Annotated in this window: 19 protein-coding genes and 1 pseudogene; 12 read left to right on the top strand and 8 right to left on the bottom strand. The window is 66.1% G+C overall.

The window, feature by feature from the left end; genetic code table 11:
* Positions 1–53: 53 nt before the first annotated feature.
* Together QE444_RS19070 and QE444_RS19065 are read right to left on the bottom strand one after the other, a co-directional pair.
* A complete protein-coding gene (locus tag QE444_RS19070; RefSeq protein ID WP_133862494.1) occupies positions 54–2969 on the bottom strand; it encodes a ribonucleoside-diphosphate reductase subunit alpha in 2916 nt (971 codons plus the stop codon).
* A gap of 605 nt (positions 2970–3574) precedes the next feature.
* On the bottom strand, positions 3575–4315 hold the full coding sequence (locus tag QE444_RS19065; RefSeq protein WP_263258868.1) for a 4'-phosphopantetheinyl transferase: 741 nt from the start codon (positions 4313–4315) through the stop codon (positions 3575–3577).
* Between the two features lie 375 nt (positions 4316–4690).
* Between QE444_RS19065 and QE444_RS19060 the strand changes: the two genes are divergently transcribed.
* On the top strand, positions 4691–6040 hold the full coding sequence (locus QE444_RS19060; RefSeq protein WP_133862492.1) for a dicarboxylate/amino acid:cation symporter: 1350 nt from the start codon (positions 4691–4693) through the stop codon (positions 6038–6040).
* A gap of 443 nt (positions 6041–6483) precedes the next feature.
* Here QE444_RS19060 and QE444_RS19055 read toward each other — a convergent pair whose 3' ends face one another.
* The 3 genes from QE444_RS19055 to fabA form a co-directional block, all read right to left on the bottom strand.
* The gene (locus QE444_RS19055; protein ID WP_133862491.1) at positions 6484–7698 is read right to left on the bottom strand and encodes a sugar MFS transporter; all 1215 of its coding nucleotides are present in this window, start codon (positions 7696–7698) and stop codon (positions 6484–6486) included.
* A 254-nt stretch (positions 7699–7952) separates the two neighbouring features.
* Positions 7953–9170, bottom strand: coding sequence for a beta-ketoacyl-ACP synthase I (gene fabB, locus QE444_RS19050; RefSeq protein WP_133862490.1), 1218 nt, complete (start codon positions 9168–9170; stop codon positions 7953–7955).
* 11 nt (positions 9171–9181) lie between these two features.
* Complete coding sequence (fabA, locus tag QE444_RS19045; protein ID WP_058761548.1) at positions 9182–9697, bottom strand: 3-hydroxyacyl-[acyl-carrier-protein] dehydratase FabA; 516 nt, start codon at positions 9695–9697, stop codon at positions 9182–9184.
* 233 nt (positions 9698–9930) lie between these two features.
* Here fabA and QE444_RS19040 point away from each other — a divergent pair, with 233 nt between their 5' ends.
* The 6 genes from QE444_RS19040 to QE444_RS19015 are packed head-to-tail and all read left to right on the top strand — an operon-like array spanning position 9931 to position 13929.
* The gene (locus QE444_RS19040; RefSeq protein WP_133862489.1) at positions 9931–10953 is read left to right on the top strand and encodes an NAD(P)H-dependent glycerol-3-phosphate dehydrogenase; all 1023 of its coding nucleotides are present in this window, start codon (positions 9931–9933) and stop codon (positions 10951–10953) included.
* A 31-nt stretch (positions 10954–10984) separates the two neighbouring features.
* Positions 10985–11284 (top strand): DUF4389 domain-containing protein, encoded by a 300-nt coding sequence (locus QE444_RS19035; RefSeq protein WP_405046448.1) that lies wholly within the window; start codon positions 10985–10987, stop codon positions 11282–11284.
* The gene (gene sixA / locus QE444_RS19030; RefSeq protein ID WP_263258869.1) at positions 11281–11736 is read left to right on the top strand and encodes a phosphohistidine phosphatase SixA; all 456 of its coding nucleotides are present in this window, start codon (positions 11281–11283) and stop codon (positions 11734–11736) included. Before QE444_RS19035 ends, sixA begins: the two co-directional genes overlap by 4 nt.
* A 20-nt stretch (positions 11737–11756) precedes the next feature.
* Complete coding sequence (locus QE444_RS19025; RefSeq protein ID WP_263258870.1) at positions 11757–12194, top strand: hotdog fold thioesterase; 438 nt, start codon at positions 11757–11759, stop codon at positions 12192–12194.
* A 37-nt stretch (positions 12195–12231) separates the two neighbouring features.
* Positions 12232–13113: an alpha/beta fold hydrolase gene (locus tag QE444_RS19020; protein ID WP_263258871.1), complete on the top strand. Its 882-nt coding sequence runs from the start codon at positions 12232–12234 to the stop codon at positions 13111–13113.
* Positions 13114–13119: 6 nt separating this feature from the next.
* Positions 13120–13929 (top strand): DUF4892 domain-containing protein, encoded by an 810-nt coding sequence (locus QE444_RS19015; RefSeq protein WP_309740897.1) that lies wholly within the window; start codon positions 13120–13122, stop codon positions 13927–13929.
* On the opposite strand, the gene QE444_RS19010 is transcribed toward QE444_RS19015, so the two are convergent.
* Complete coding sequence (locus QE444_RS19010) at positions 13926–15116, bottom strand: MFS transporter (RefSeq protein WP_263258872.1); 1191 nt, start codon at positions 15114–15116, stop codon at positions 13926–13928. The genes QE444_RS19015 and QE444_RS19010 overlap by 4 nt on opposite strands.
* Positions 15117–15459: 343 nt before the next feature.
* On the opposite strand from QE444_RS19010, the gene selD reads away from it, so the two are divergent.
* From selD to QE444_RS23685, 5 genes and pseudogenes are all read left to right on the top strand, one after another.
* A complete protein-coding gene (gene selD, locus QE444_RS19005) occupies positions 15460–16494 on the top strand; it encodes a selenide, water dikinase SelD (protein WP_263258873.1) in 1035 nt (344 codons plus the stop codon).
* Positions 16494–17594: a tRNA 2-selenouridine(34) synthase MnmH gene (mnmH, locus tag QE444_RS19000; RefSeq protein WP_263258874.1), complete on the top strand. Its 1101-nt coding sequence runs from the start codon at positions 16494–16496 to the stop codon at positions 17592–17594. The genes selD and mnmH overlap by 1 nt, the downstream gene beginning before the upstream one ends.
* 78 nt (positions 17595–17672) lie before the next feature.
* A complete protein-coding gene (locus tag QE444_RS18995; RefSeq protein WP_133862481.1) occupies positions 17673–17963 on the top strand; it encodes a hypothetical protein in 291 nt (96 codons plus the stop codon).
* Between the two features lie 148 nt (positions 17964–18111).
* A pseudogene (locus tag QE444_RS23690) lies at positions 18112–19131 on the top strand (methyl-accepting chemotaxis protein); the annotation flags it as partial.
* 69 nt (positions 19132–19200) lie between these two features.
* Positions 19201–20028 carry a methyl-accepting chemotaxis protein gene (locus QE444_RS23685; RefSeq protein WP_405046483.1) on the top strand — a complete coding sequence of 276 codons (828 nt, stop codon included), beginning with the start codon at positions 19201–19203 and terminating at the stop codon, positions 20026–20028.
* Between the two features lie 46 nt (positions 20029–20074).
* On the opposite strand, the gene QE444_RS18985 is transcribed toward QE444_RS23685, so the two are convergent.
* A complete protein-coding gene (locus QE444_RS18985; protein WP_263258876.1) occupies positions 20075–20809 on the bottom strand; it encodes a YciK family oxidoreductase in 735 nt (244 codons plus the stop codon).
* A gap of 8 nt (positions 20810–20817) precedes the next feature.
* The gene (gene mupP / locus QE444_RS18980; protein ID WP_263258877.1) at positions 20818–21489 is read right to left on the bottom strand and encodes an N-acetylmuramic acid 6-phosphate phosphatase MupP; all 672 of its coding nucleotides are present in this window, start codon (positions 21487–21489) and stop codon (positions 20818–20820) included.
* Positions 21490–21492 lie beyond the last annotated feature (3 nt).

The raw sequence follows: 21492 nt of genomic DNA, 5'->3' as shown, positions 1-21492 counted from the left end.
TACAGCTGGATCCGGGCTTTTTTATGCCCGCCAGATTCTGGCGGGCGCTCAACTTACTGGCAGGCTTCGCACTCGGGATCGTCGAGGCTGCAGGCCTTGGGCACCGGAGCCGGTGCCGCGGCGGGCGCCGCTTCGAACTTCTGCGCCGGGGCGGGAGCCGCGCTGGCCTGGACGCCGGTGATAGGATCGGCGCTCACGGCGTTCAGCTTGCCGGTGTTGATGGTGGACTTCTCGGTGCTGGTGGCAGCCAGGGCACGGAGGTAGTAGGTGGTCTTCAGGCCGCGGAACCAGGCCATGCGGTAGGTCACGTCGAGCTTCTTGCCCGAGGCGCCGGCGATGTACAGGTTCAGCGACTGGGCCTGGTCGATCCACTTCTGGCGACGGCTGGCGGCCTCGACGATCCACTTGGTCTCCACCTCGAAGGCGGTGGCGTACAGGTCCTTCAGATCCTGCGGGATGCGCTCGATCTGCTGCACGGAGCCGTCGTAGTACTTGAGGTCGTTGACCATCACCGAATCCCACAGGCCGCGCGCCTTGAGGTCGCGTACCAGATAGGGGTTGATGACGGTGAATTCGCCCGAGAGGTTCGACTTCACATAGAGGTTCTGGTAGGTCGGCTCGATCGATTGGGACACGCCGGTGATGTTGGCGATGGTCGCGGTCGGCGCGATGGCCATGATGTTGGAGTTGCGGATGCCTTTCTTGGCACGCTCGCGCAGCGGGGCCCAGTCCAGGGTCTCGGACAGGTCGACCTCGATGTACTTGGCGCCGCGCTCTTCGATCAGGCGCTTCTCGGAGTCGATCGGCAGGATGCCCTGGGACCACAGCGAACCCTGGAAGCTGGAGTAGCTGCCACGCTCTTCGGCCAGGTCACAGGAGGCCTGGATGGCGTAGTAGCTGATCACTTCCATGGAGGTGTCGGCGAACTGCACGGCGGCATCCGAGCCGTAGGCGATGTGCTGCAGGTACAGCGCATCCTGGAAGCCCATGATGCCCATGCCGACCGGACGGTGCTTGAGGTTGGAATTCTCCGCCTGGGGCACCGAGTAGTAGTTGATGTCGATGACGTTGTCGAGCATGCGCACGGCGGTCTTGACGGTACGGGCGACCTTGGCCACGTCCAGCTTGCCGTCGACGATGTGGTTCACCAGGTTCACCGAACCCAGGTTGCACACGGCGATCTCGTCCTTGTTGGTGTTCAGGGTGATCTCGGTGCAGAGGTTGGAGCTGTGCACCACGCCCACGTGCTGCTGCGGGCTGCGCAGGTTGCACGGGTCCTTGAAGGTCAGCCACGGGTGGCCGGTCTCGAACAGCATGGACAGCATCTTGCGCCAGAGATCCTTGGCCTTGATGGTCTTGTGCAGCTTGAGCTTGCCGTACTCGGTCAGGGCTTCGTAGTACTCGTAGCGCTCTTCGAAGGCCTTGCCGTAGAGGTCGTGCAGGTCGGGCACGTCGGCGGGGGAGAACAGGGTCCAGTTGCCGTCCTCGAAGACGCGCTTCATGAACAGGTCGGGGATCCAGTTGGCGGTGTTCATGTCGTGGGTACGACGACGGTCGTCACCGGTGTTCTTGCGCAGTTCGAGGAATTCCTCGATGTCCAGGTGCCAGGTCTCCAGGTAGGCGCAGACCGCGCCCTTGCGCTTGCCGCCCTGGTTGACCGCCACGGCGGTGTCGTTGACCACCTTGAGGAAGGGCACGACGCCCTGGCTCTTGCCGTTGGTGCCCTTGATGTAGGAGCCCAGGGCGCGCACCGGGGTCCAGTCGTTGCCCAGGCCGCCGGCGAACTTCGACAGCATGGCGTTATCGTGGATGGCGCCATAGATGCCGGACAGGTCGTCGGGCACGGTGGTCAGGTAGCAGCTGGACAGCTGCGGACGCAGGGTGCCGGCGTTGAACAGCGTCGGGGTGGACGCCATGTAGTCGAAGCTGGCCAGCAGGTTGTAGAACTCGATGGCGCGGGCTTCCTTATCCTTCTCCATGTGCGCCAGGCCCATGGCCACGCGCATGAAGAACAGCTGCGGCAGCTCGAAGCGGGTGCCGTGGCTGTGCAGGAAGTAGCGGTCGTACAGGGTCTGCAGACCCAGGTAGGTGAACTGCTGGTCGCGCTCGTGATCGATGGCGGCGCCCAGGCGCTCCAGGTCGAAGCTGGCCAGTTTCGGGTCCAGCAGCTCCAGCTCCACGCCCTTGGCGACGTAGGCGGGCAGGGCCTTGGCGTAGAGGTCGGCCATCTCGTGGTGGGTGGCGGATTCGGCGACGCCGAGGAAGCTCAGGCCTTCGGCGCGCAGGCTGTCCAGCAGCAGGCGGGCGGTGACGTAGGAATAGTTCGGCTCGCGCTCGACCAGGGTACGGGAGGTCATCACCAGGGCGGTGTTGACGTCCTTCTCGGCCACGCCGTCGTACAGGTTCTTCAGCGTCTCCTTCTGGATCAGCTCGCCGTTCACCTCTTCGAGACCTTCGCAGGCTTCGGTGATGATGGTGTTCAGGCGGCCCATGTCCAGCGGCTGGGTGGTGCCGTCGGCCTTGGTGACGCGGATGCTCGGGTGCGGCTCGGCGATGTCGCTGACGGCGCCCTGCTTGCGCTCCTGGCTGCGGGCTTCACGGTAGATCACGTAGCTGCGGGCGACCTTCTGCTCGCCGGCGCGCATCAGGGCCAGTTCGACCTGGTCCTGGATCTCTTCGATGTGGATGGTGCCACCGGAGGGCATGCGGCGCTTGAAGGTGCTGCTGACCTGGTCGGTGAGCTGCTTGACGGTGGTGTGGATGCGCGAGGAGGCCGCGGCGTTACCGCCTTCCACGGCGAGGAAAGCCTTGCTGATGGCCACGGTGATCTTGTCGTCGGTATAGGGGACGACGGTACCGTTGCGCTTGATGACGCGCAGTTGACCGGGGGCGGTGGCGCCCAGGTCCTGGCTGTCATCTTGCGCCGGGCGGCCCTGCTGGGCTTGCTCGCGGGTCAGGTCAGTGTGCATGCGGAACTCCCTTGATCGGAAAGAGGGGATCGTCGGCGAGCCGGCGATCCGGAAAAGTGTTGGTCTGGGCCTGCGCGACGACTGCCGATCGCGTCCTTACCCCTGAAGATTCCAACGAAAAGCCGTACTGCCGCCGATTCCCGAGGGAATCGACGTTCGGGGTCAGGGACCCTGGAAATTCATCATTCGGGCAACAGGATAAGCCCTCCTCGCTAGGGAAGACAGTCTTGACAGAGGGGTGTTTCGCCGTCCCGGGTCATACCGACGAACTGCTATATATGGTGGTGCAGGGGTGCAAGGGCCACTAGATGTCGCGTTTGTCACGTTTCCGGCTGTGGATAAGACGTGGATAAGCTGTTCGGGACTGGGGGGTATCCTGGGGGTGGTACCTGGCCAGCGCGCGTGAAGGCTGGGCTCAGAGCGCAGTGGTCAAATAACGTACAACACGACGGGTCTGGTGAGACGTAAGCGGCAAGGGATATACCGGTTCGCTATGAGCACCTTCTCCACCATAAGAAAACGTTCGATGCCCGCTGCGACGTTCTGCCCCGGCCGGCGTCCGTGCGCCTGATCGACCAGCGCAGGCTTCCTCTATATAGCGTCACTCAGTGACGAGGCGCGACCAGCGTCAACAGCCGATCTTCTTCGTCCAGGCGGAAGTGACCGCGCAGCGCGGTCCCGGCGGACCAGCGCGGTGACAGCTCGATCAGCAGCCGGAGATCGAAGCTGCCGCCGTGATCCATGGCGAGGATCTCGGCGTCCTGGAAGAAGAACATCTGCCCGACCTGGGGATGCAGCGCCTTGAACAGACTCTCCTTGGCGGAAAAGGCCAGGGTGATGGCAAAGGCCTGCTGCCTCTCATCCAGCGACTGCAGGCGTTCCCGTTCGGCCGGGGTAAGGATCTGCTCGGCCAGGCGCAGGGCCTTTTCCGGTTCGAGCAGGGTTTCCACGTCCAGGCCAAGGCCCAGGTAGTCCCCTGCCTTGCCCACCACGGCGGCTGCCCAGCCATGGCTATGGGTGATAGCACCGACCCAGCCGGAAGGCCAGGCGGGGCCGCGGTCCGTAGTGCGATGGCCGGGGACGGCGGCGGTACCGCCCAACTGGCGCAGGGCCTCGCGGGCGCAGAGACGACCGGCCAGGTATTCGGCCTGGCGCTTGGCCACGGCGCGACGGATGTTGTCCGGCGGCAGGACGCCGAGGCGCAGGGCGTCACGCTCGAAGCTCACCTGGGCGGGATCGAAGCGGCATTGCCGCAGCGCCAGGGCGCCGAGGTCCCCAGCCAGGGGCGGCAGCGGCTCGGGTGGCGTGCAGCAGCCGGGCAGGTCGGTGATGGGGAGGGCGGGCATCTCAGCCGACCACTCGGGGAGGGCAGCAACGGATCACGACGGGCTCCGATGAAAAGGCGCGCAAAGAATAGCCGACTACCGACTCTGGCTGGCGGAAAACCGCCTCGGCCCTGGGGGGATTTCCGCCGGTTTCCGTCGGATGGCGGGGTTCCGCCCGCCGCTGGCAACTAGACTTTCGACTGAAAGGTGCATGAAAGCTGGCCCTTTGATTGCGCACCAAGAAGTGGAACGGCGATTGCTTATATCTCGCCAGATGCTGGTGTTACCGTCGCACGGCCACCGGATCCACAACAAAAAGCTCTCAGGATGAGAGAGCCACTTTCAGCAGTGCCCACTCAGACAGGACGTCAGGCAGTGGCCACAAGGGATCGAGCCATGACAGCAACCGTCGATACAACAACAACTACCACAGCTCCCGCGCCCAAGGTGCCCGTCAAGCAGCCGCTCTACAAGAGTCTCTACTTCCAGGTGATCCTGGCGATCGTCCTGGGCATCTTGCTCGGCCACTTCTATCCCCAGACCGGCGCTGCCATGAAGCCCCTGGGCGACGGTTTCATCAAGCTGATCAAGATGGTCATCGCACCCATCATCTTCTGCACCGTGGTGACCGGTATCGCCGGCATGCAGAACATGAAGGCCGTGGGCAAGACCGGCGGCATGGCGCTGCTGTACTTCGAGATCTTCTCCACCATCGCGCTGCTGATCGGTCTGATCGTGGTCAACATCGTCCAGCCGGGCGCCGGCATGAACGTCGACGTCAGCACCCTGGACACCAAGGGCATCGCGGCCTATGCCGCTGCCGCGGAAAAGCAGACCACCATCGATTTCCTGCTGAACATCATCCCCTCGACGGTCGTCAACGCCTTCGCTACTGGTGAGATCCTGCAGGTCCTGTTCTTCGCCGTGCTGTTCGGCTACGCCCTGCATCGCCTGGGCGAGACCGGTCAACTGGTGTTCAACTTCATCGACCGCATCTCCCATGTCTTCTTCAACATCATCAACGTCATCATGAAGCTCGCCCCCATCGGCGCCTTCGGTGCCATGGCGTTCACCATCGGCAAATACGGTGTTGGCACCCTGGTGCAGCTGGGCTACCTGATGGCCTGCTTCTACATCACCTGCCTGCTGTTCGTGCTCCTGGTGCTGGGCACCGTGACGCGCCTGCACGGCTTCAGCATCCTCAAGTTCATCAAGTACATCCGTGAAGAACTGCTGATCGTGCTGGGTACCTCGTCCTCCGAGTCTGCCCTGCCGCGCATGCTGACCAAGATGCAGAAGCTGGGCGCCGAGAAGTCGGTGGTTGGCCTGGTGATCCCCACTGGCTACTCCTTCAACCTCGACGGTACCGCCATCTACCTGACCATGGCTGCGGTGTTCATCGCCCAGGCCACCAATACCCAGATGGACATCACCCACCAGATCACCCTGCTGCTGGTGCTGCTGATCTCCTCCAAGGGCGCTGCGGGCGTCACCGGTAGCGGCTTCATCGTGCTGGCCGCCACCCTGTCCGCCGTCGGTCACGTACCGGTCGCCGGCCTGGCGCTGATCCTGGGTATCGACCGCTTCATGTCCGAAGCCCGCGCCCTGACCAACCTGGTCGGCAACGGCGTCGCCTCCATCGTGGTCGCCAAGTGGTGTGGTCAGCTGGACGAGCAGACCCTGAAGACCGAACTCGCTCGCGGCCCGAACGCCGTCGAAGTCGAGGAAGCTCGCCAGACTGCCTGAGCCTGACGCAAGGCCGCTCCTGGAGCGGTCCTGCGGTCACTACCAAACGCCCGTATCGAAGGATACGGGCGTTTTCTTTTGCCCAGGCTACGGTGCGGGAGGTCGGCGGTGGCGTGCCTGGCTGAGAGTGCCGAGCGGTCAGTCGACGGGGCTCAGGGTGACGGCCAGGGTGTCAGGGCGGCAGCTCCGTCACGAGCTGAGCGGCAGCCGGGCTGGGCGAAGGGCGAAGAGCGGCAGTGCGTCCTGGGCGGGTCTTGTGAACGCCCTCTTGCCGAAGGGCTGGTAGGGGCTGAGGGAATCACCCGCGAGCGTCGGACAGACGCGTACGACCCGCCAGGCAGCCTGGTCGCAGCCGGGTTGTCGAGGCAGAGGGATAGGGGGGAGGAACGGGTAGCGGCAGGAGCGGCGAAGCGCTGGCAGGCCGCCAGCGCTTCGGGGGAGGATCAGCGACGCAGGGTGGGGCGATAGCCCATCACGCCGTAGAACAGGATGTAGAGGTAGCAGACCAGCGGGATCAGGAAGGAGGGCAGCAGGCCGATGGTGTCGGCGAAGTAGCCCTGGATGGCCGGCACCAGCGCGCCACCGACGATACCCATGCACAGCAGGCCCGAACCCTTTGAGGTGAACTTGCCCAGGCCCTTGAGGGCCAGGGAGAAGATCGTCGGGAACATGATGGAGTTGAAGAAACCGATGGCCAGCAGGGACCACATGGCGACCTTGCCACCCTGCAGCACGGCGATGGCCAGCAGTACGCCAATGGCGATGGCGTTGAAGGTCAGCACCAGATTCGGCCGTACCTTGGTCATGATCACGCCGCCGATGAAGCGACCGATCATGGCGCCACCCCAGTACAGCGACAGGTACTTGGCGGCGGTGGCGGCGTTCAGGCCGGCCACATCCGGGCTTTCCATCAGGCTCACCAGGTAGCTGCCGATGGAGACTTCCGCACCCACGTACATGAAGATGCCGACCACGCCGAGCAGCAGGTGGCGATAGGCCCAGACGCTGCTGGCGGTCAGGGCGTTCTCATCAGTGGTGTTGTCCTGTTCGGTGTCCTTGATCTGCGGCAGGCGGAAGAGACCGATGATCACCGCCAGGGCGACCAGCATGCCGGCCAGGATCAGGTAGGGCAGCTGCACCGAGTGGGCGGCGGAGTCTTCGCCGACCAGTGCCAGGATGGTCACTGCGCCCACCAGCGGGCCGACGGTGGTACCCAGGGAGTTGAAGGCCTGGGTCAGGTTGAGGCGCGAGGCCGCGGTTTCCGGCTTGCCGAGGATGGTGACATAGGGATTCGCTGCCACCTGCAGCACGGTGATACCGGCCGCCAGCACGAACAGGGCGGTCAGGAAGAAGCCGTAGGACTGGGCTCCGGCTGCCGGGTAGAACAGCACGCAACCGACGCCGGCGGTGAGCAGGCCGACGATGATGCCCTTCTTGTAGCCCAGGCTTTCCACCAGGCGACCCGCCGGGAAGGACACGATGAAGTAGGCGGTGAAGAAGCAGAACTGGATCAGCGAGGCCTGCAGATAGCTGAGGGTGAAGACCGCCTTGAGGTGGGGAATGAGGATGTCGTTCAGCGAGGTGATCAGACCCCACATGAAGAACAGCATGGTGAGGACGATCAAGGGTCCGCGGTAGCTCTGGTTTTGATTGTGCATTGGGGCTCCATGGGTACTACAGTTTCTTGTTTCTGCCCGGCATGGCCAGACAGCGCTGTCTAGGGCGGCTGCGCAGACACAGCGAAGCGGCGCGAGATTAAGCTATTCACGCTGCTGAATCCATTCTTCCTGGAGGTTCGCAGGCGAAGTGCCGGCGCCTTCGACCGCGGGGCCTGTGACCGGTTCAGCCGGGCAGGGGGCGGAAATGAAAAACGGCGCCAGAGGCGCCGTTTGGGTCACACAAGCGAGGGCTGTCAGCCCTGCCAGCGCTTCAGGACCAGGGTGGCGTTGGTGCCGCCGAAGCCGAAGCTGTTGCTCATGATGAGGTCCAGCTTGGCGTCTTCCTTGGTCTCGCGCAGGATCGGCAGATCGGCGACCTCCGGATCCAGTTCGTCGATGTTGGCCGAGCCGGCGATGAAGTTGCCTTCCATCATCAGCATGCAGTAGATGGCCTCGTGCACACCGGCCGCGCCCAGGGAGTGGCCGGACAGGCTCTTGGTCGAGCTGATGGCCGGAGCCTTGTCGCCGAACACGGCGCGCACGCCCTTGATCTCGGCCACGTCGCCCACCGGGGTGGAGGTGCCGTGGGTGTTCAGGTAGTCGATCTCGCCATCGACGGTGGACAGCGCCTGCTGCATGCAGCGAATGGCGCCTTCGCCGCTCGGGGCGACCATGTCGTAGCCATCGGAGGTCGCGCCGTAGCCGACGATCTCGGCGTAGATCTTGGCGCCACGGGCCAGGGCGTGTTCGAGTTCCTCGACCACCACCATGCCGCCGCCGCCGGCGATGACGAAACCGTCACGCTTGCTGTCGTAGGCACGGGAGGCCTTTTCCGGCGTCTCGTTGTAGTCGCTGGAGAGCGCGCCCATGGCATCGAACAGCATGCTCTGGGTCCAGTGCTCTTCCTCGCCGCCGCCGGCGAAGACGACGTCCTGCTTGCCGAGCTGGATCTGCTCCATGGCCAGGCCGATGCAGTGGGCGCTGGTGGCGCAGGCCGAGGCTACGGAGTAGTTCAGGCCCTTGATCTTGAAGGGGGTGGCCAGACAGGCGGAAACCGTGCTGCTCATGGTCCGGGTCACGCGGTAGGGACCGACGCGCTTGACGCCCTTCTCGCGCAGGATGTCCAGGGCTTCCATCTGGTTGAAGGTGGAAGCGCCACCGGAACCGGCGATCAGGCCGGTACGGGGGTTGGAAACCTGGTCTTCGGCCAGGCCGGAGTCCTTGATCGCCTGCTCCATCGCCAGATAGGCGTAGGCAGCGGCATCGCCGACGAAGCGCTTGACCTTGCGGTCGATCAATTCTTCGAGGTTCAGGTCGATGGAACCGGAAACCTGACTGCGCAGACCCATTTCGGCATATTCCGGATTGTGACGGATGCCGGCACGGCCTGCGCGCAGGTTGGCGGAAACGGTGTCTTTATCATTGCCCAGGCACGAAACGATACCCAGACCGGTAATGACGACGCGACGCATGCGAAAAGCCCTTAGAAGCTATCGGTGGAAGTGAACAGGCCGACGCGCAGACCTTCGGCGGAGTAGATCTCGCGGCCGTCCACGCTTACGGTGCCATCGGCGATGGCGAGAATCAGCGACCTGTTGATGGTGCGTTTGATATGGATATTGTAGGTGACCTTCTTGGCGGTCGGCAGTACCTGGCCGAAGAACTTCACTTCACCAGAGCCCAGGGCGCGACCGCGACCCGGATTGCCCTGCCAGCCAAGGTAGAAACCGACCAGCTGCCACATGGCATCCAGGCCCAGGCAGCCCGGCATTACCGGATCGCCTTCGAAATGGCAGCCGAAGAACCAGAGGTCGGGACGGATATCGAGTTCCGCCACCAGTTCGCCCTTGCCGTATTTCCCGCCTACCTCACTGATATGCACGATCCGATCAATCATCAGCATGTTCGGTGCGGGCAATTGGGCATTGCCCGGACCGAAGAGCTCGCCACGGCTGCAGCGCAGCAAGTCTTCGTAGGTAAAGGCGTGTTGTTTGGTCATGCAAGCTCCTGTAGCTGGCCTAGGTCCAGGCTCTGGCGACTCCAATGGTCGCTCTGGGTATGGCTTCGTGTAGCAGTAGACTGCCGGGGCATGGGGAAAGTCACAGGCCAGCGCCCCGCTCGTTAACGGACCATTGTGCACTTTCCGCAGTCAATTCTCCATCCTGGGCCGCGCGAGCGGCTACCGTATACTGGCGACGAGGCCGCGCGATCGCGGTGAAGCCGAGAGTTTCGATGACAGTCCAATCCCCCATCGCCGTCCTGGGCGGCGGCAGTTTCGGTACCGCCCTGGCCAATCTGGTCGCCGAGAACGGGCTGCCGGTGCGCCTGTGGATGCGTGATCCGCAACAGGCCGAGACCATCCGTCGCGAGCGCGAGAATCCGCGCTATCTGAAGGGCATCAAGGTGCACGCCGCGGTCGAGGCCACCAGCGACCTGCAGGGCGCCATCCAGGGCTGCGAGCTGATCCTGGTGGCGCTGCCGTCCAGCGCGCTGCGCCAGGCGCTGGCGCCCATTGCCCCGCAACTGGAAGGGCGTTTTCTGGTCAGCACCACCAAGGGCATCGAGGCGCATTCCTTCATGCTGATGAGTGAGATCCTCGCGGAAATCGTGCCGCGGGCGCGCATCGGCATCATCTCCGGGCCCAACCTCGCCCGCGAGATCGCCGAGCATCAGCTCACCGCCACGGTGGTGGCCAGCGAAGACGAAGAGGTCTGCCGGCGGGTCCAGGCGGCGCTGCACGGTCGCACCTTCCGTGTCTATGCCAGCGCCGACCGCCTCGGCGTGGAGTTGGCCGGTGCCCTGAAAAACGTCTACGCCATCATCGCCGGCATGGCCGCGGCCCTGGCAATGGGTGAAAACACCCGCAGCATGCTGATCACCCGCGCCCTGGCCGAGATGACCCGCTTCGCCGTGCAGCGTGGCGCCAATCCCATCACCTACCTAGGCCTGGCCGGGGTGGGGGACCTGATCGTGACCTGCTCGTCGGAGAAGAGCCGCAACTACCGAGTGGGCCATGCCCTCGGTCGGGGACAGACCCTGGACGAGGCGGTGGCGCAGATCGGCGAGACCGCCGAGGGCGTCAACACCCTGCGCGTGCTCAAGGAAAAAGCGGATGAGCTGGGCGTCTACATGCCCCTGGTCAACGGCCTCTATGCGATCCTGTTCGAGGGTCGCAGTCTGGGCCAGGTGATCGAGGCCCTGATGGGCGGCGAACCCAAGACCGATGTTGATGTGGCGGACGCCCTTTTTACTTGAGCCGCTACACTGTCTGAAAAGAGGAATTCCCATGTCTCAACCCGAGCATTCCCGCGAGCTGCTGGGCCTGCGCCTGATCTGGATGCTGCTGTTCCTGTTCGTCTGGCTGGGTGCGCAATACGTGCTGGCGGTGGTGGTACTGGTGCAACTGGTGGTGCGCCTGATCAAGGGCGAGGCCAATCCCGGGCTGATCGCCTTCGGCGCCGCTCTGGGCACCTATCTGGCGCAGATCGTCCGCTTCGGCACCTTCGCCAGCGAAGTGAAGCCCTGGCCCTTCGCCGACTGGCCGGCCACCGCGCAACCCGACGACCGCTCCGCCACCGCGCCATGAGGCTCTGGCTGCTGCGCCATGGTGAAGCCGAAGCGCGAGCGCCGAGCGACGAGGTGCGCGAGCTGACTGCGGCCGGTCGCGCCGAGGTGCTGCGCAGCGCCCTGCAGCTGCAGGAAGCAAAGCTGCAGCTCATCCTGGCCAGTCCCTATGTGCGCGCGCAGCAGACGACGGCCCTGGTCCGGCAGCAACTGGGCTGGCCGGGCGAGGTGCGCAGCGTCTCCTGGGCCACGCCCGACGGCGAGCCGGAACATGCCCTGCAGGAACTGGCGCTGCTGGAGGTGGAGGAGCTGTTGCTGGTCACCCACAACCCCTTCGTCGGTGAACTGGCCGGCTGGTTGCTGCACGGTCATCGGCAGGCGCCGGTGGCCATGGGCACCGCCTCCCTGCTGTGCCTGGAAGCGCCACTGCCCCTGGCCGGCGGTTTCGATCTGGTCAGTCGCTTCCACGGCTGACGCCCTTGCAAGGAAAGTACATGAGCATCTGGCAGACCCTTCCGGATCCCGCGGACCTCGAGCGTGCGCTCGAGAACACCCTGGCCGAACACCTGGACATGCGCATCGAGGCCTGGGACGACAGCAGCCTGACCGCCAGCATGGTGGTCGACCGCCGCACCCATCAGCCCATGGGGCTGCTGCATGGCGGCGCCTCGGTGGCCCTGGCGGAAACCGTGGGCTCGATCGCCAGCATGCTCTGCGTGGATCGCTCGCGCTTCTATTGCGTGGGTCAGGAAATCAATGCCAACCACCTGCGCGGCGTCCGCTCCGGGCGGGTGATGGCGGTGGCCCGGCCCCTGCATCTGGGGCGCAGCAGCCATGTCTGGGATATCCGTCTGAGCGATGAGGAGGGACGCCTGACCTGCGTCTCGCGCCTGACCGTGGCCGTGGTGCCGCTGCAACGGGACGCCTCCTAGCCATGACCAGCGTCTGGCTGGCAGGGGAGGCCAGCGCATGACCGCCCAGGTGCAGGAATTGCGTCTGGAGTTGCCTCATATCGAACTGAGCGCCCGGGTGTTCGGCCCGGAAGACGGCTATCCGGTGCTGGCGCTGCATGGCTGGCTCGACAATGCCATGACCTTCGCCCAGCTCGCCCCGCGGCTGCACGGTCTGCGCATCGTCGCGCTGGACCTGCCCGGACATGGCCTGTCGGCACATCGCCCCGCGGGCGTCGGCTATGCCATTCAGGACTATGGGCTGGACGTGCTCGCCGCCGCCCGGCAACTGGGCTGGAGTCGCTTCGGCCTGCTCGGGCATTCCATGGGGGCCATCGTTGGCGTCATCGCCGCCGCCGCCCTGCCGGAGCAGATCGAGCGCCTGGCGCTGATCGATGGCCTGCTGCCCTACACCACGCCGGCGGAGGAGGTCGCCGAGAAGCTGGGCAGGGCCTTGCTCGCCGAACTGGAAGTGCCCAATCGGCGCAAGCCGGTCTACGCCACAGTGGAAGACGCCGTGGCGGCGCGGTTGAAGGGCGCCCTGACGGTCAGTCGCGAAGCTGCCGAGTTGCTTGCCGAGCGCGGCCTGATGGCGGTGCCCGGCGGCTACACCTGGCGCTCTGATCCGCGCTTGCGCCTGCCCAGCCGGATCCGCTTCACGCCGGAACAGGCCGCCGCCTGCCTGGGCGCCGTCCGCTGCCCGACGGCGCTGGTGGTGGCTACGGGCGGCCTGGTGGCGCCCCATGCCGAGGCCATGTGCCTGGCACGGCAGCAGCCGAATGTCCGTCTCCATGAACTGCCGGGCGGGCACCATCTGCATCTGGACGATGCCGTGGGCGCCCAGGCCGTCGCAGATTGTTTCAATGCCTTCTTTGCCGCCGGCACCGGGCGCGACGAATAATGCGGCATGCCTAGCCGTCCGTTTTGCCCGCGCTTTTCCTCCGTTCGACGCTCTCTGCTCATCGGCGTGCTATTGTCCGCCGGGATGGCGCAGGCGGAGGTATTACCGGAGATCGCGCCCATGGATCATGCCCAGCTCGTGCGCGAAAGCGGACCGGCCAGTGTCGAACGCCTCTATCCACTGGGACCGGTCAGTCGCATTGGCGGTCGTCTGCGCCTGGAGGACTCGCTGCAGCTGGAAGGCCAGTTGCTGACCCAGACCTTCGAACTGGCCAGCGGTCATCCGCCGCTGGCACGGTTGGACAGCGAACGGCAGCGCCTGCAGCAGCAGGGCGCGACGCTGCTCTACTGGTGCGAAGGGCGTGATTGCGGCGCCAGCAGTGTCATCGCCAACAGCCTGTTGGGCGAGGCCATGCTCTATGGGCCGGATGATCAGCAGGGGCTGCTGGTGCTGCAACTGGCGGAGCCGCAGACGGTGCTGACCCTCTATGGCATCACCCGTGGCAATCGTCGCGGCTACCTGCATGCCGAACGGCTGCAGGCCGGCCAGCCCCTGCCTGAGCTGTTGCCGAGCGCTGCCACCCTGCTCAAGGAATTGCAGCGCGACGGCCAACTGCTCTTGTCCGCCCTGGAGCGGGCGCCAGAGCAACCCTGGATCGCCCGCCTCGCGGCGGCCCTGGCGCTCAATGGCGATGTGGCGGTGACCCTCGGCGGCGACCAGGCCGTAGCCTGGCAGAGCGCCCTGCGCGAGGCGGGAATCCGCGCGCTGCGGCTGCAGACCGAAGCCGGTCGGGCCGCCGGGCTCTATCGCCGCTAGACGTCGTTGACGTAGCGGGTCCGCCCCGCCCCTAGGCCAAACAGCGTGGCCAGCACGGCAATCAGGGTAAAGAGCACGCCCATGGGCGCCCAGTCATGGGTGGCGTCGTGGATGATGCCCACCAGCAGCGGACCGAGCGAAGCCAGGCTGTAGCCCGCGCCCTGGGCCATGCCCGACAGCCGCCCGGCGGTTTCCGCGTCCCGCGAGCGCAGCACCAGCAGGGCGAGGGCCAGGCTGAAGGTGCCGCCCTGACCCAGGCCGAGGATCACCGCCCACAGCCAGAGGCTGCCGACGGGTGCGTACAGACAGCCGAGCAAGCCGGCGAGGGTCAGACTCATCACCACCACGATGGCCAGGCGCTGGTCCTGGCCGCGGGTCGCCAGCCAGGGGGCGGTGAGGGCGCTGACCAGCTGGGTCATCACCGAGCCCGACAACATCAGGCCGGCCTGCACCATGCCCAGGCCGCGATCCATCAGCAGGGTCGGCAGCCAGCCGAAGACGATATAGGCCAGCGACGACTGCAAGCCCATGTAGAGGGTGATCTGCCAGGCCAGCCGATTGCGCCACAGCGAACCCCCAGCACCCCGCGCCGGTGCGGTCGTGGGCGCCTGGCGCAGTTGTGGCATCCACACCAGCAGCGCGATCACGGCGACCAATGCCCAGGCGGCGAGGGCGGGCTGCCAGCGGCCGTCGAAGGCTTCGGCAAGGGGCGCGGTGGCCCCGGCGGCCACGGCGGCGCCAATGCACAGCATCATGGTGTAGAGCCCCATCAGCTGGCCGGCCTGGGCAGGAAAGTCGCGCTTGACCAGGGCCGGCAGCAGCACGCCAAGGATGCCGATGCAGGCACCGGCGATCAGGCTGCCGAGAAACAGCCCCAGGGGCGGCAGCAGGCTGCGCAGGACGATGCCACAGGCGAGCAGTGCCAGGATGGCGCCCAGGGTGCGTTCGCTGCCCCAGCGGCGGGCCAGGCGCGGTGCCAGGGGCGCGAACAGCCCCAGGCAGAGCACCGGCAGGGTGGTGAGCAGGCCGATGGCGCTGCTGGACAGGCCTGTGCTGGCCTCGATCTGCCGCAGCAGGGGCGCCAGGCTGGAGAGAGCCGGGCGCAGGTTGAGGGCGATGAGCATGAGGCTGGCGAGCAGCAGGCCGCGTTGCCAGGACGTGAGATGGGAAGTCGCTGAGGAAGACATGAGCACTGCTATGACCGGGGAAACCGCCAATGCTAGCGCACCCTGGCCATAACGCACGGCGCTTCCATTCGCTACCCTGCAACGGGAAAAAATAGTTGGCGGACCGGCTAAAAAATCGCCAGTTCGTTAATCGCCGCACCGCCGCTCGCTTGTCCGGGGTCAGCTGGAGGTTTTCCACGAGGTTATCCACAGCAACTGTGGATTACCCTCGGAAAACAGCCCTTTTGCTTTGGCGGGCGATCTGTTAAGCGCGGCCGGTGCCCGCCAGCAGACGGGCATTTGCTACTATTACGCCCCTTCGCGCTGCCTGTCGAACCAGCGCCACCGCTGAACCGGAGTAACGATGACCGATCCCATTCGCCTCACCCAATACAGCCACGGTGCCGGTTGTGGCTGCAAGATCGCCCCCAAGACCCTGGAGACCATCCTGGCCGGCAGCGGCGCCCAGCACCTGGATCCACGGCTGTGGGTGGGCAATGCCTCGCGCGACGACGCGGCGGTCTATGGCCTGGACGACGAGCGCGGGGTGGTCTCCACCACCGATTTCTTCATGCCCATCGTCGATGACCCCTTCGATTTCGGCCGCATCGCCGCCACCAATGCCATCAGCGACATCTACGCCATGGGTGGCGATCCGCTGCTGGCCATCGCCATTCTCGGCTGGCCGGTCAACGTGCTGCCGCCGGAAGTGGCGCGCGAGGTCATCGCCGGAGGGCGGCGGGTCTGCGACGAGGCCGGCATTCCCCTGGCCGGCGGTCATTCCATCGACGCCCCCGAGCCGATCTTCGGCCTGGCCGTCACCGGGATCGTGGAAAAGCGCCATCTCAAGCGCAACGACACCGCGACCCTGGGCAGTCGCCTCTATCTGACCAAGCCGCTGGGCATCGGCATCCTCACCACCGCCGAGAAGCGCGCCCTGCTGCGGCCCGAGGATCGCCATCTGGCGCGCGACACCATGTGCCAGCTCAATCGTCCGGGCAGTCGCTTCGGCCGCCTGGCCGGGGTCACGGCGATGACCGACGTCACCGGCTTCGGCCTGCTCGGCCACCTGGTGGAGATGGCCGACGGCAGTGGCCTCACCGCCGAACTCGACTTTGCTGCCATCCCCCGCCTCGAAGGGGTGGAGTTCTACCTCCAGCAGGGCTGCGTGCCCGGCGGTACCGAGCGCAATTTCGACAGCTACGGCAGCCGCATCGCCCCGCTGGTCGAAGACCGCCGCCAACTGCTGTGCGATCCCCAGACCAGTGGCGGCCTGCTGGTGGCCGTGGCGCCGGAAGGCGAGGCTGAATTTCTCGCCGTCGCCGCGGAACTGGGCCTGGCTTTGCAACCCATAGGGCAACTGGTGGACCGGCGCGCCCATGCGGTCGAGGTGGCCTGATGAGCCAGCGTGAGGATGCCCGCGACCTGCAGGCGCTGTTCCTGAGCGATGTCCCCCTGGTCGATGTCCGCGCCCCCGTGGAGTTCGGCAAGGGCGCCTTTCCCCAGGCGACCAATCTGCCGCTGATGAATGACCTGGAACGCCAGCGCGTCGGTACCCGGTACAAGCAGCAGGGTCAGCAGGCGGCGTTGCAACTGGGTCATCAGCTGGTGTCCGGGACAGTGAAGGAGGCGCGCATCCAGGCCTGGGCCGACTTCGCCCGGGCGCATCCCGAGGGCTATCTCTATTGCTTCCGTGGCGGCTTGCGCTCGCAGATCAGCCAGGAATGGCTGCGCAGCGAAGCCGGTATCGCCTATCCACGGGTGGTAGGGGGCTACAAGGCCATGCGCACCTTCCTCATCGACACGCTGCAGCAGGCGCTCGCCGAGTGCGGCTTCGTGGTGGTGGGCGGCATGACCGGCACTGGCAAGACCGAAGTGGTGGCCCAGCTCGACAACGCCGTCGATCTCGAAGGCCACGCCAACCACCGGGGCTCCAGCTTCGGCAAGCGCGCCACGCCGCAGCCGGGGCAGATCGATTTCGAGAACAGCCTGGCCATCGACCTGCTGCGGCGTCGCCATGCAGGGCAGGCGCAATTCGTGCTGGAAGACGAGTCGCGCCTGGTCGGTCGCTGCTCCCTGCCGCTGGAATTGCACCAGAGCATGCAGCAGTACCCCTTGGTCTGGCTGGAGGACAGCCGGGAAAACCGCATCGAGCGCATCCTGCGCGACTATGTCATCGACCTGGCGGCGGAATTCATCGGCCTGCACGGCCCCGAGCAGGGCTTCGCGCTGTTCGCTGAGCAGTTGCGCAAGAGTCTTTCCGGTATCGCCAAGCGTCTGGGCGGGGAACGCTTCCAGCGCCTGTCGGCCATTCTTGAAGAGGCCCTGGCGGAGCAGGAGCGCTCGGGCGACGTCGCGGTCCATCGTAGCTGGATCGAGGGACTGCTGGCGGAATACTACGACCCCATGTACGCCTATCAGCGCGAGAGCAAGGCCTCCCGGGTGATCTTCAGTGGCGATCAGGCCGCCGTGGTCGAATTTCTGCGCGACCGGCGCTGAACAGCCTCCGCGCTTGGCGGTCTACGCTGCGGTTATCCGGCCGTTCCGGCCGGCTGCAGGTCGCAAGGAGACAAAGAGATGAAAGCGAAACTGGTTCCTGTTCTGGCCGCCACCCTGGCTGCCGTGGTACTCGCAGGGTGCTCGGGCAAGGTGGTCAATCGCGATAGCTGCGCCGCCCAGACCCGTTCCGCCTGGCAGGAGCTTGACCTGGCCAAGGCCGAAGGCTTTTCCGGTACGGTGAGCTATTCCAAGGCGCTGGCGCTGCTGTCCACCGCCAAGACGCAACAGCAGGTCGAGGCCTACACCGGCTGCGTGAAGAATGCCGAAAAGGCGAGCTTCTATATTCGCGAGTCCCGCGCCGGTCGTTGATCGGTCGTGCGGCTGGCAAACGGCCGCCATCCAAAGCGACGTCGGCATAACCGCGTGCGACGGATAGCGGTCCGTTAGCCCCCAGCCCCTCAAGAATCGGCTTCTGCGGACGACAGCGTCGGTAGAACTCATTCCGTTGGGGTGCCGTATGAAAGGGATTGCCCGCTATCGCCTGGCCAATTGGCGAACCGCGACCAAACTGGCCGTGGGCTTTGGCCTGGTGCTGCTGCTGACCCTGGTGGTGGCCTTGCAGGGCGGGCTCGCGCTCAAGGATGTGGAACATCGCTTCGGTTCCCTGCGCGACATGGCAGCGATCAACCGGCAGGTGATGCAGGTCCGCGCCCTGGAGCAGGGTTTTCGCCTAAGCGGCGAGGCCACCCAGGCCGAGCACCTGCGGCAGGCGCTGCCGGCGGTACTCGATCACCTGGGGCAGCTCGCGACCGAGGTGGGCAGTGCCAACGCGGCCGATATCGACGCCGCCCGCGCGGCCACGCAGGCCTATGGCGCCGCCTTCGCCGACTATGAGCGCCTCAACACCTCACGCCGTCTAGCGATGGAAGGGGCGGCCTTCCTCGTGGAGGGCGCGGCCAACAGCCTGGACATCCTCCAGTCCGGCCTGCTGGATGACGGCGCCTATGCCCTCAAGGACTCCGGTGGCAAGCAGGGCGCCGAACTCCTGACCCTGTCGCAACAGGTCGGCGAACTCTATCGCCTGATGCTCAAGAGCCTCGACGAAGCCCAGGCGCGGGCGAGCAAGAGCACGGTGGACGATCAGCCGCTGCCGTCGGCCAGTGCCGCATTGGAGCTGTTGGCCAAGGTAGAGCCGCAACTGAGCGATCCGGCCTATTCCTCGGTCATCCAGGACGTCTCCACCAACATCAAGGAATTCATCCGCCGCCTGGGCGACTATGCCGCCGCCCTGGCCCAGGAGCAGGCCGCCGGCGCGCGCATGACCAGCCTGGCCGAGACCGCCGTGCAGCGGGTCGATGCCCTCTACGGCCAACAGGAAGTCGAACTGCAGGCGATGATGACCAAGCGCCTGCTGACCATCGGTGGCGTGGCCCTGCTGGCACTGATCGTCGGCACCCTGGCCGCGCTGATCATCACCCTGGCCATCGTCCGGCCGCTGCGCAAGGTGATCGCCGCTGCCGAACGCATCGCCCAGGGTCAGCTGGACGTCGAATTGACGGTGGATCGGGGCGACGAGATCGGCCAGTTGCAGAGATCCAGCGCCAGCATGGTGGCGGCGCTGCGCGGCATGGTCCTGCAGTTGCAGAGCGGTATCGGCCGACTCGGCCAGTCCGCGGCCGCCCTGGCCGAGCAGGCGCGCGAGGCGCAGCTGGGCGTGACCCGCCAGCGGGAGGAAACCGATCAGGTGGCCGCGGCCATGGCCGAACTGGCCGCCACGGCCCAGGGGGTCGCCGCGGACGCCGAGGCCGCTGCCGGTGCCGGCGATCAGGCCGAACGCCAGGTCAGCGATGGCCAGGCGGTGATCGGCCGCAGCCTGGCCGGTATCGAGACCTTGGGGGTGGACGTTCGCGCCGCTGCCGAGCGGCTCCAGGGCGTGTCCCACGACAGCCAGGCGATCAGCAGCGTGCTCGACGTGATCAAGGCGGTGGCCGAGCAGACCAATCTGCTGGCGCTCAACGCGGCCATCGAGGCGGCGCGCGCCGGGGAACAGGGTCGCGGCTTCGCCGTGGTCGCCGACGAGGTCCGCGCCCTGGCGCGCCGTACCCAGCAGTCGAGCGTCGAGATCGAGCAACTCATCGTGGTGCTGCAGAAGGGCAGTGGCGAGGCGGTCGCGCGGATGCAGCAGAGCGAGACCCTGCTGGCTGGGACCCTGGGCAGTGCCGGTGACACGCGGCGCGCCTTTGCCGGTATCGCCACGGCGGTGGCCAGCATCCAGCAGAAGAATCAGCAGATCGCCGCGGCGGCGGTCCAGCAGCGTGGGGTGGCCGAAGAGGTCGCGGTCAATGTGACGCGCATTCGCGACGGCGCCGATCAATCCAGTCAGGCGATGGCGGCGACGGCCTCGGCCAGCCCGCGAGCTGGCCGAGCTGGGTGACGAACTCTCGCGCCTGGTGCAGCGCTTTCACGTCTGACCGGCGCTGTTACTGAGCGTTGAGCGCCTGGCCGGTAGTGCCCTGGCTGGCCGGGCCAAGCAGATAGAGATAGACCGGCAGGATGGCGTCCGCCGCAGGCACCCGGGCCGGGTCCTCCTCGGGATAGGCCGCCGCGCGCATGGCGGTACGGGTACCGCCCGGGTTGACGCTGTTGACCCGGATACCGGCTTCTCCAAGCTCCTCGGCCCAGACCTGCATCAGGCCCTCGGTGGCGAACTTGGATACCGAATAGGCGCCCCAGCCAGCCCGGCCCTTGCGACCGACACTGCTGGAGGTGAAGATCACCGAAGCCTCACCGGCCGCCTTGAGCAGGGGCAGCAGGGCCTGGGTCAGAGCGAAGCCGGCCTGGACATTGACCTGCAGCACCTGCGCCAGGGCCGTGGCGGGCGTCTGCTCCAGCAGTACCCGCGGCCCCAGCAGGCCGGCGTTGTGCACCAGTCCATTCAGACGACCATGACGTCGCTGCAGGCGCTCAGCGACGGCAGCATAGGCCGCCGCATCGGCCTGTTCGAGATCCAGCACCAGGGGCTCGGCCCGGCCGCCGCCGGCCTGGATCTCCTGGCGCACCTGATCCAGCGCCGCGGCATCGCGGCCCTGGAGGATGAGGGTCGCGCCCAGGGCGGCGCAGCCCTTGGCCAGGGCGGCGCCGATGCCGCGATTGGCGCCGGTGACAAGGATGATACGGTCTTTGAGCAGCTCGGCCGGAGCCTGGTAGTCGAACATCTGAACCCCTAGCAGCCGCACAGTGCGCGATCGAGCAGCGCACGCAATTCCAGCGGATGGTCGATGATGGCGTCGGCACCCCAATGCTCGGGGTGGTCGTCCGGATGGATGTAGCCGTAGCGTGCCGCCACCGTCTTGCTGCCGGCGGCGCGGCCCGACTCGATGTCGCGCAGGTCGTCGCCGATGAACAGGGCGGTCTGGGGATCGACAGCCAGTTGCCGACAGGCCAGCACCACCATCTCCGGATCCGGCTTGCTGTGTGTGACGTGATCCGGGCAGACCAGGCAGGCCGAGCGCTCGGCCAGGCCCAGGCGCTGCATGATGGGCTCGGCGAAGCGCACCGGCTTGTTGGTCACCACGCCCCAGCGCAGCCGGGCGGCGTCGAGATCGCGCAGGATCTCCTCCATGCCGTCGAACAGCCGGGTATGGACCGCGCACTGCGTCTGGTAGCGCTCGAGAAATTCCAGGCGCAGCGGTTCGAGTTCGGCGCCCAGCGGATCGACCTCGAAGCCGGCCAGGATCATCGCCTTGGCACCGCCGGAAATGACGCCGCGCAGGCGGGCCTCGTCGGCCGCTGCCAGGCCCTGGTCCTGGCGCATGGCCTGGATGATGGCGATGAAATCCGGCGCCGTGTCCAGCAGGGTGCCGTCCATGTCGAAAAGGACCGCTTGCAGACGCATGGC

It is taken from the genome of Pseudomonas sp. SORGH_AS_0199 (genome assembly GCF_031453735.1).
In the GTDB taxonomy this organism is placed as follows: domain Bacteria; phylum Pseudomonadota; class Gammaproteobacteria; order Pseudomonadales; family Pseudomonadaceae; genus Chryseomonas; species Chryseomonas aestiva.
The sequence above is the reverse complement of the archived record's forward strand: the minus strand, read 5'-3'. Positions and strand labels throughout refer to the sequence as shown.

Coding starts and splice junctions, on each gene's coding strand:
- QE444_RS19070 (WP_133862494.1), bottom strand. CDS start 2,969: ATGCACACTGACCTGACCCGCGAGCAAGCCCAGCAGGGCCGCCCGGCG.
- QE444_RS19065 (WP_263258868.1), bottom strand. CDS start 4,315: ATGCCCGCCCTCCCCATCACCGACCTGCCCGGCTGCTGCACGCCACCC.
- QE444_RS19060 (WP_133862492.1), top strand. CDS start 4,691: ATGACAGCAACCGTCGATACAACAACAACTACCACAGCTCCCGCGCCC.
- QE444_RS19055 (WP_133862491.1), bottom strand. CDS start 7,698: ATGCACAATCAAAACCAGAGCTACCGCGGACCCTTGATCGTCCTCACC.
- fabB (WP_133862490.1), bottom strand. CDS start 9,170: ATGCGTCGCGTCGTCATTACCGGTCTGGGTATCGTTTCGTGCCTGGGC.
- fabA (WP_058761548.1), bottom strand. CDS start 9,697: ATGACCAAACAACACGCCTTTACCTACGAAGACTTGCTGCGCTGCAGC.
- QE444_RS19040 (WP_133862489.1), top strand. CDS start 9,931: ATGACAGTCCAATCCCCCATCGCCGTCCTGGGCGGCGGCAGTTTCGGT.
- QE444_RS19035 (WP_405046448.1), top strand. CDS start 10,985: ATGTCTCAACCCGAGCATTCCCGCGAGCTGCTGGGCCTGCGCCTGATC.
- sixA (WP_263258869.1), top strand. CDS start 11,281: ATGAGGCTCTGGCTGCTGCGCCATGGTGAAGCCGAAGCGCGAGCGCCG.
- QE444_RS19025 (WP_263258870.1), top strand. CDS start 11,757: ATGAGCATCTGGCAGACCCTTCCGGATCCCGCGGACCTCGAGCGTGCG.
- QE444_RS19020 (WP_263258871.1), top strand. CDS start 12,232: ATGACCGCCCAGGTGCAGGAATTGCGTCTGGAGTTGCCTCATATCGAA.
- QE444_RS19015 (WP_309740897.1), top strand. CDS start 13,120: ATGCCTAGCCGTCCGTTTTGCCCGCGCTTTTCCTCCGTTCGACGCTCT.
- QE444_RS19010 (WP_263258872.1), bottom strand. CDS start 15,116: ATGTCTTCCTCAGCGACTTCCCATCTCACGTCCTGGCAACGCGGCCTG.
- selD (WP_263258873.1), top strand. CDS start 15,460: ATGACCGATCCCATTCGCCTCACCCAATACAGCCACGGTGCCGGTTGT.
- mnmH (WP_263258874.1), top strand. CDS start 16,494: ATGAGCCAGCGTGAGGATGCCCGCGACCTGCAGGCGCTGTTCCTGAGC.
- QE444_RS18995 (WP_133862481.1), top strand. CDS start 17,673: ATGAAAGCGAAACTGGTTCCTGTTCTGGCCGCCACCCTGGCTGCCGTG.
- QE444_RS23685 (WP_405046483.1), top strand. CDS start 19,201: ATGGTGGCGGCGCTGCGCGGCATGGTCCTGCAGTTGCAGAGCGGTATC.
- QE444_RS18985 (WP_263258876.1), bottom strand. CDS start 20,809: ATGTTCGACTACCAGGCTCCGGCCGAGCTGCTCAAAGACCGTATCATC.
- mupP (WP_263258877.1), bottom strand. CDS start 21,489: ATGCGTCTGCAAGCGGTCCTTTTCGACATGGACGGCACCCTGCTGGAC.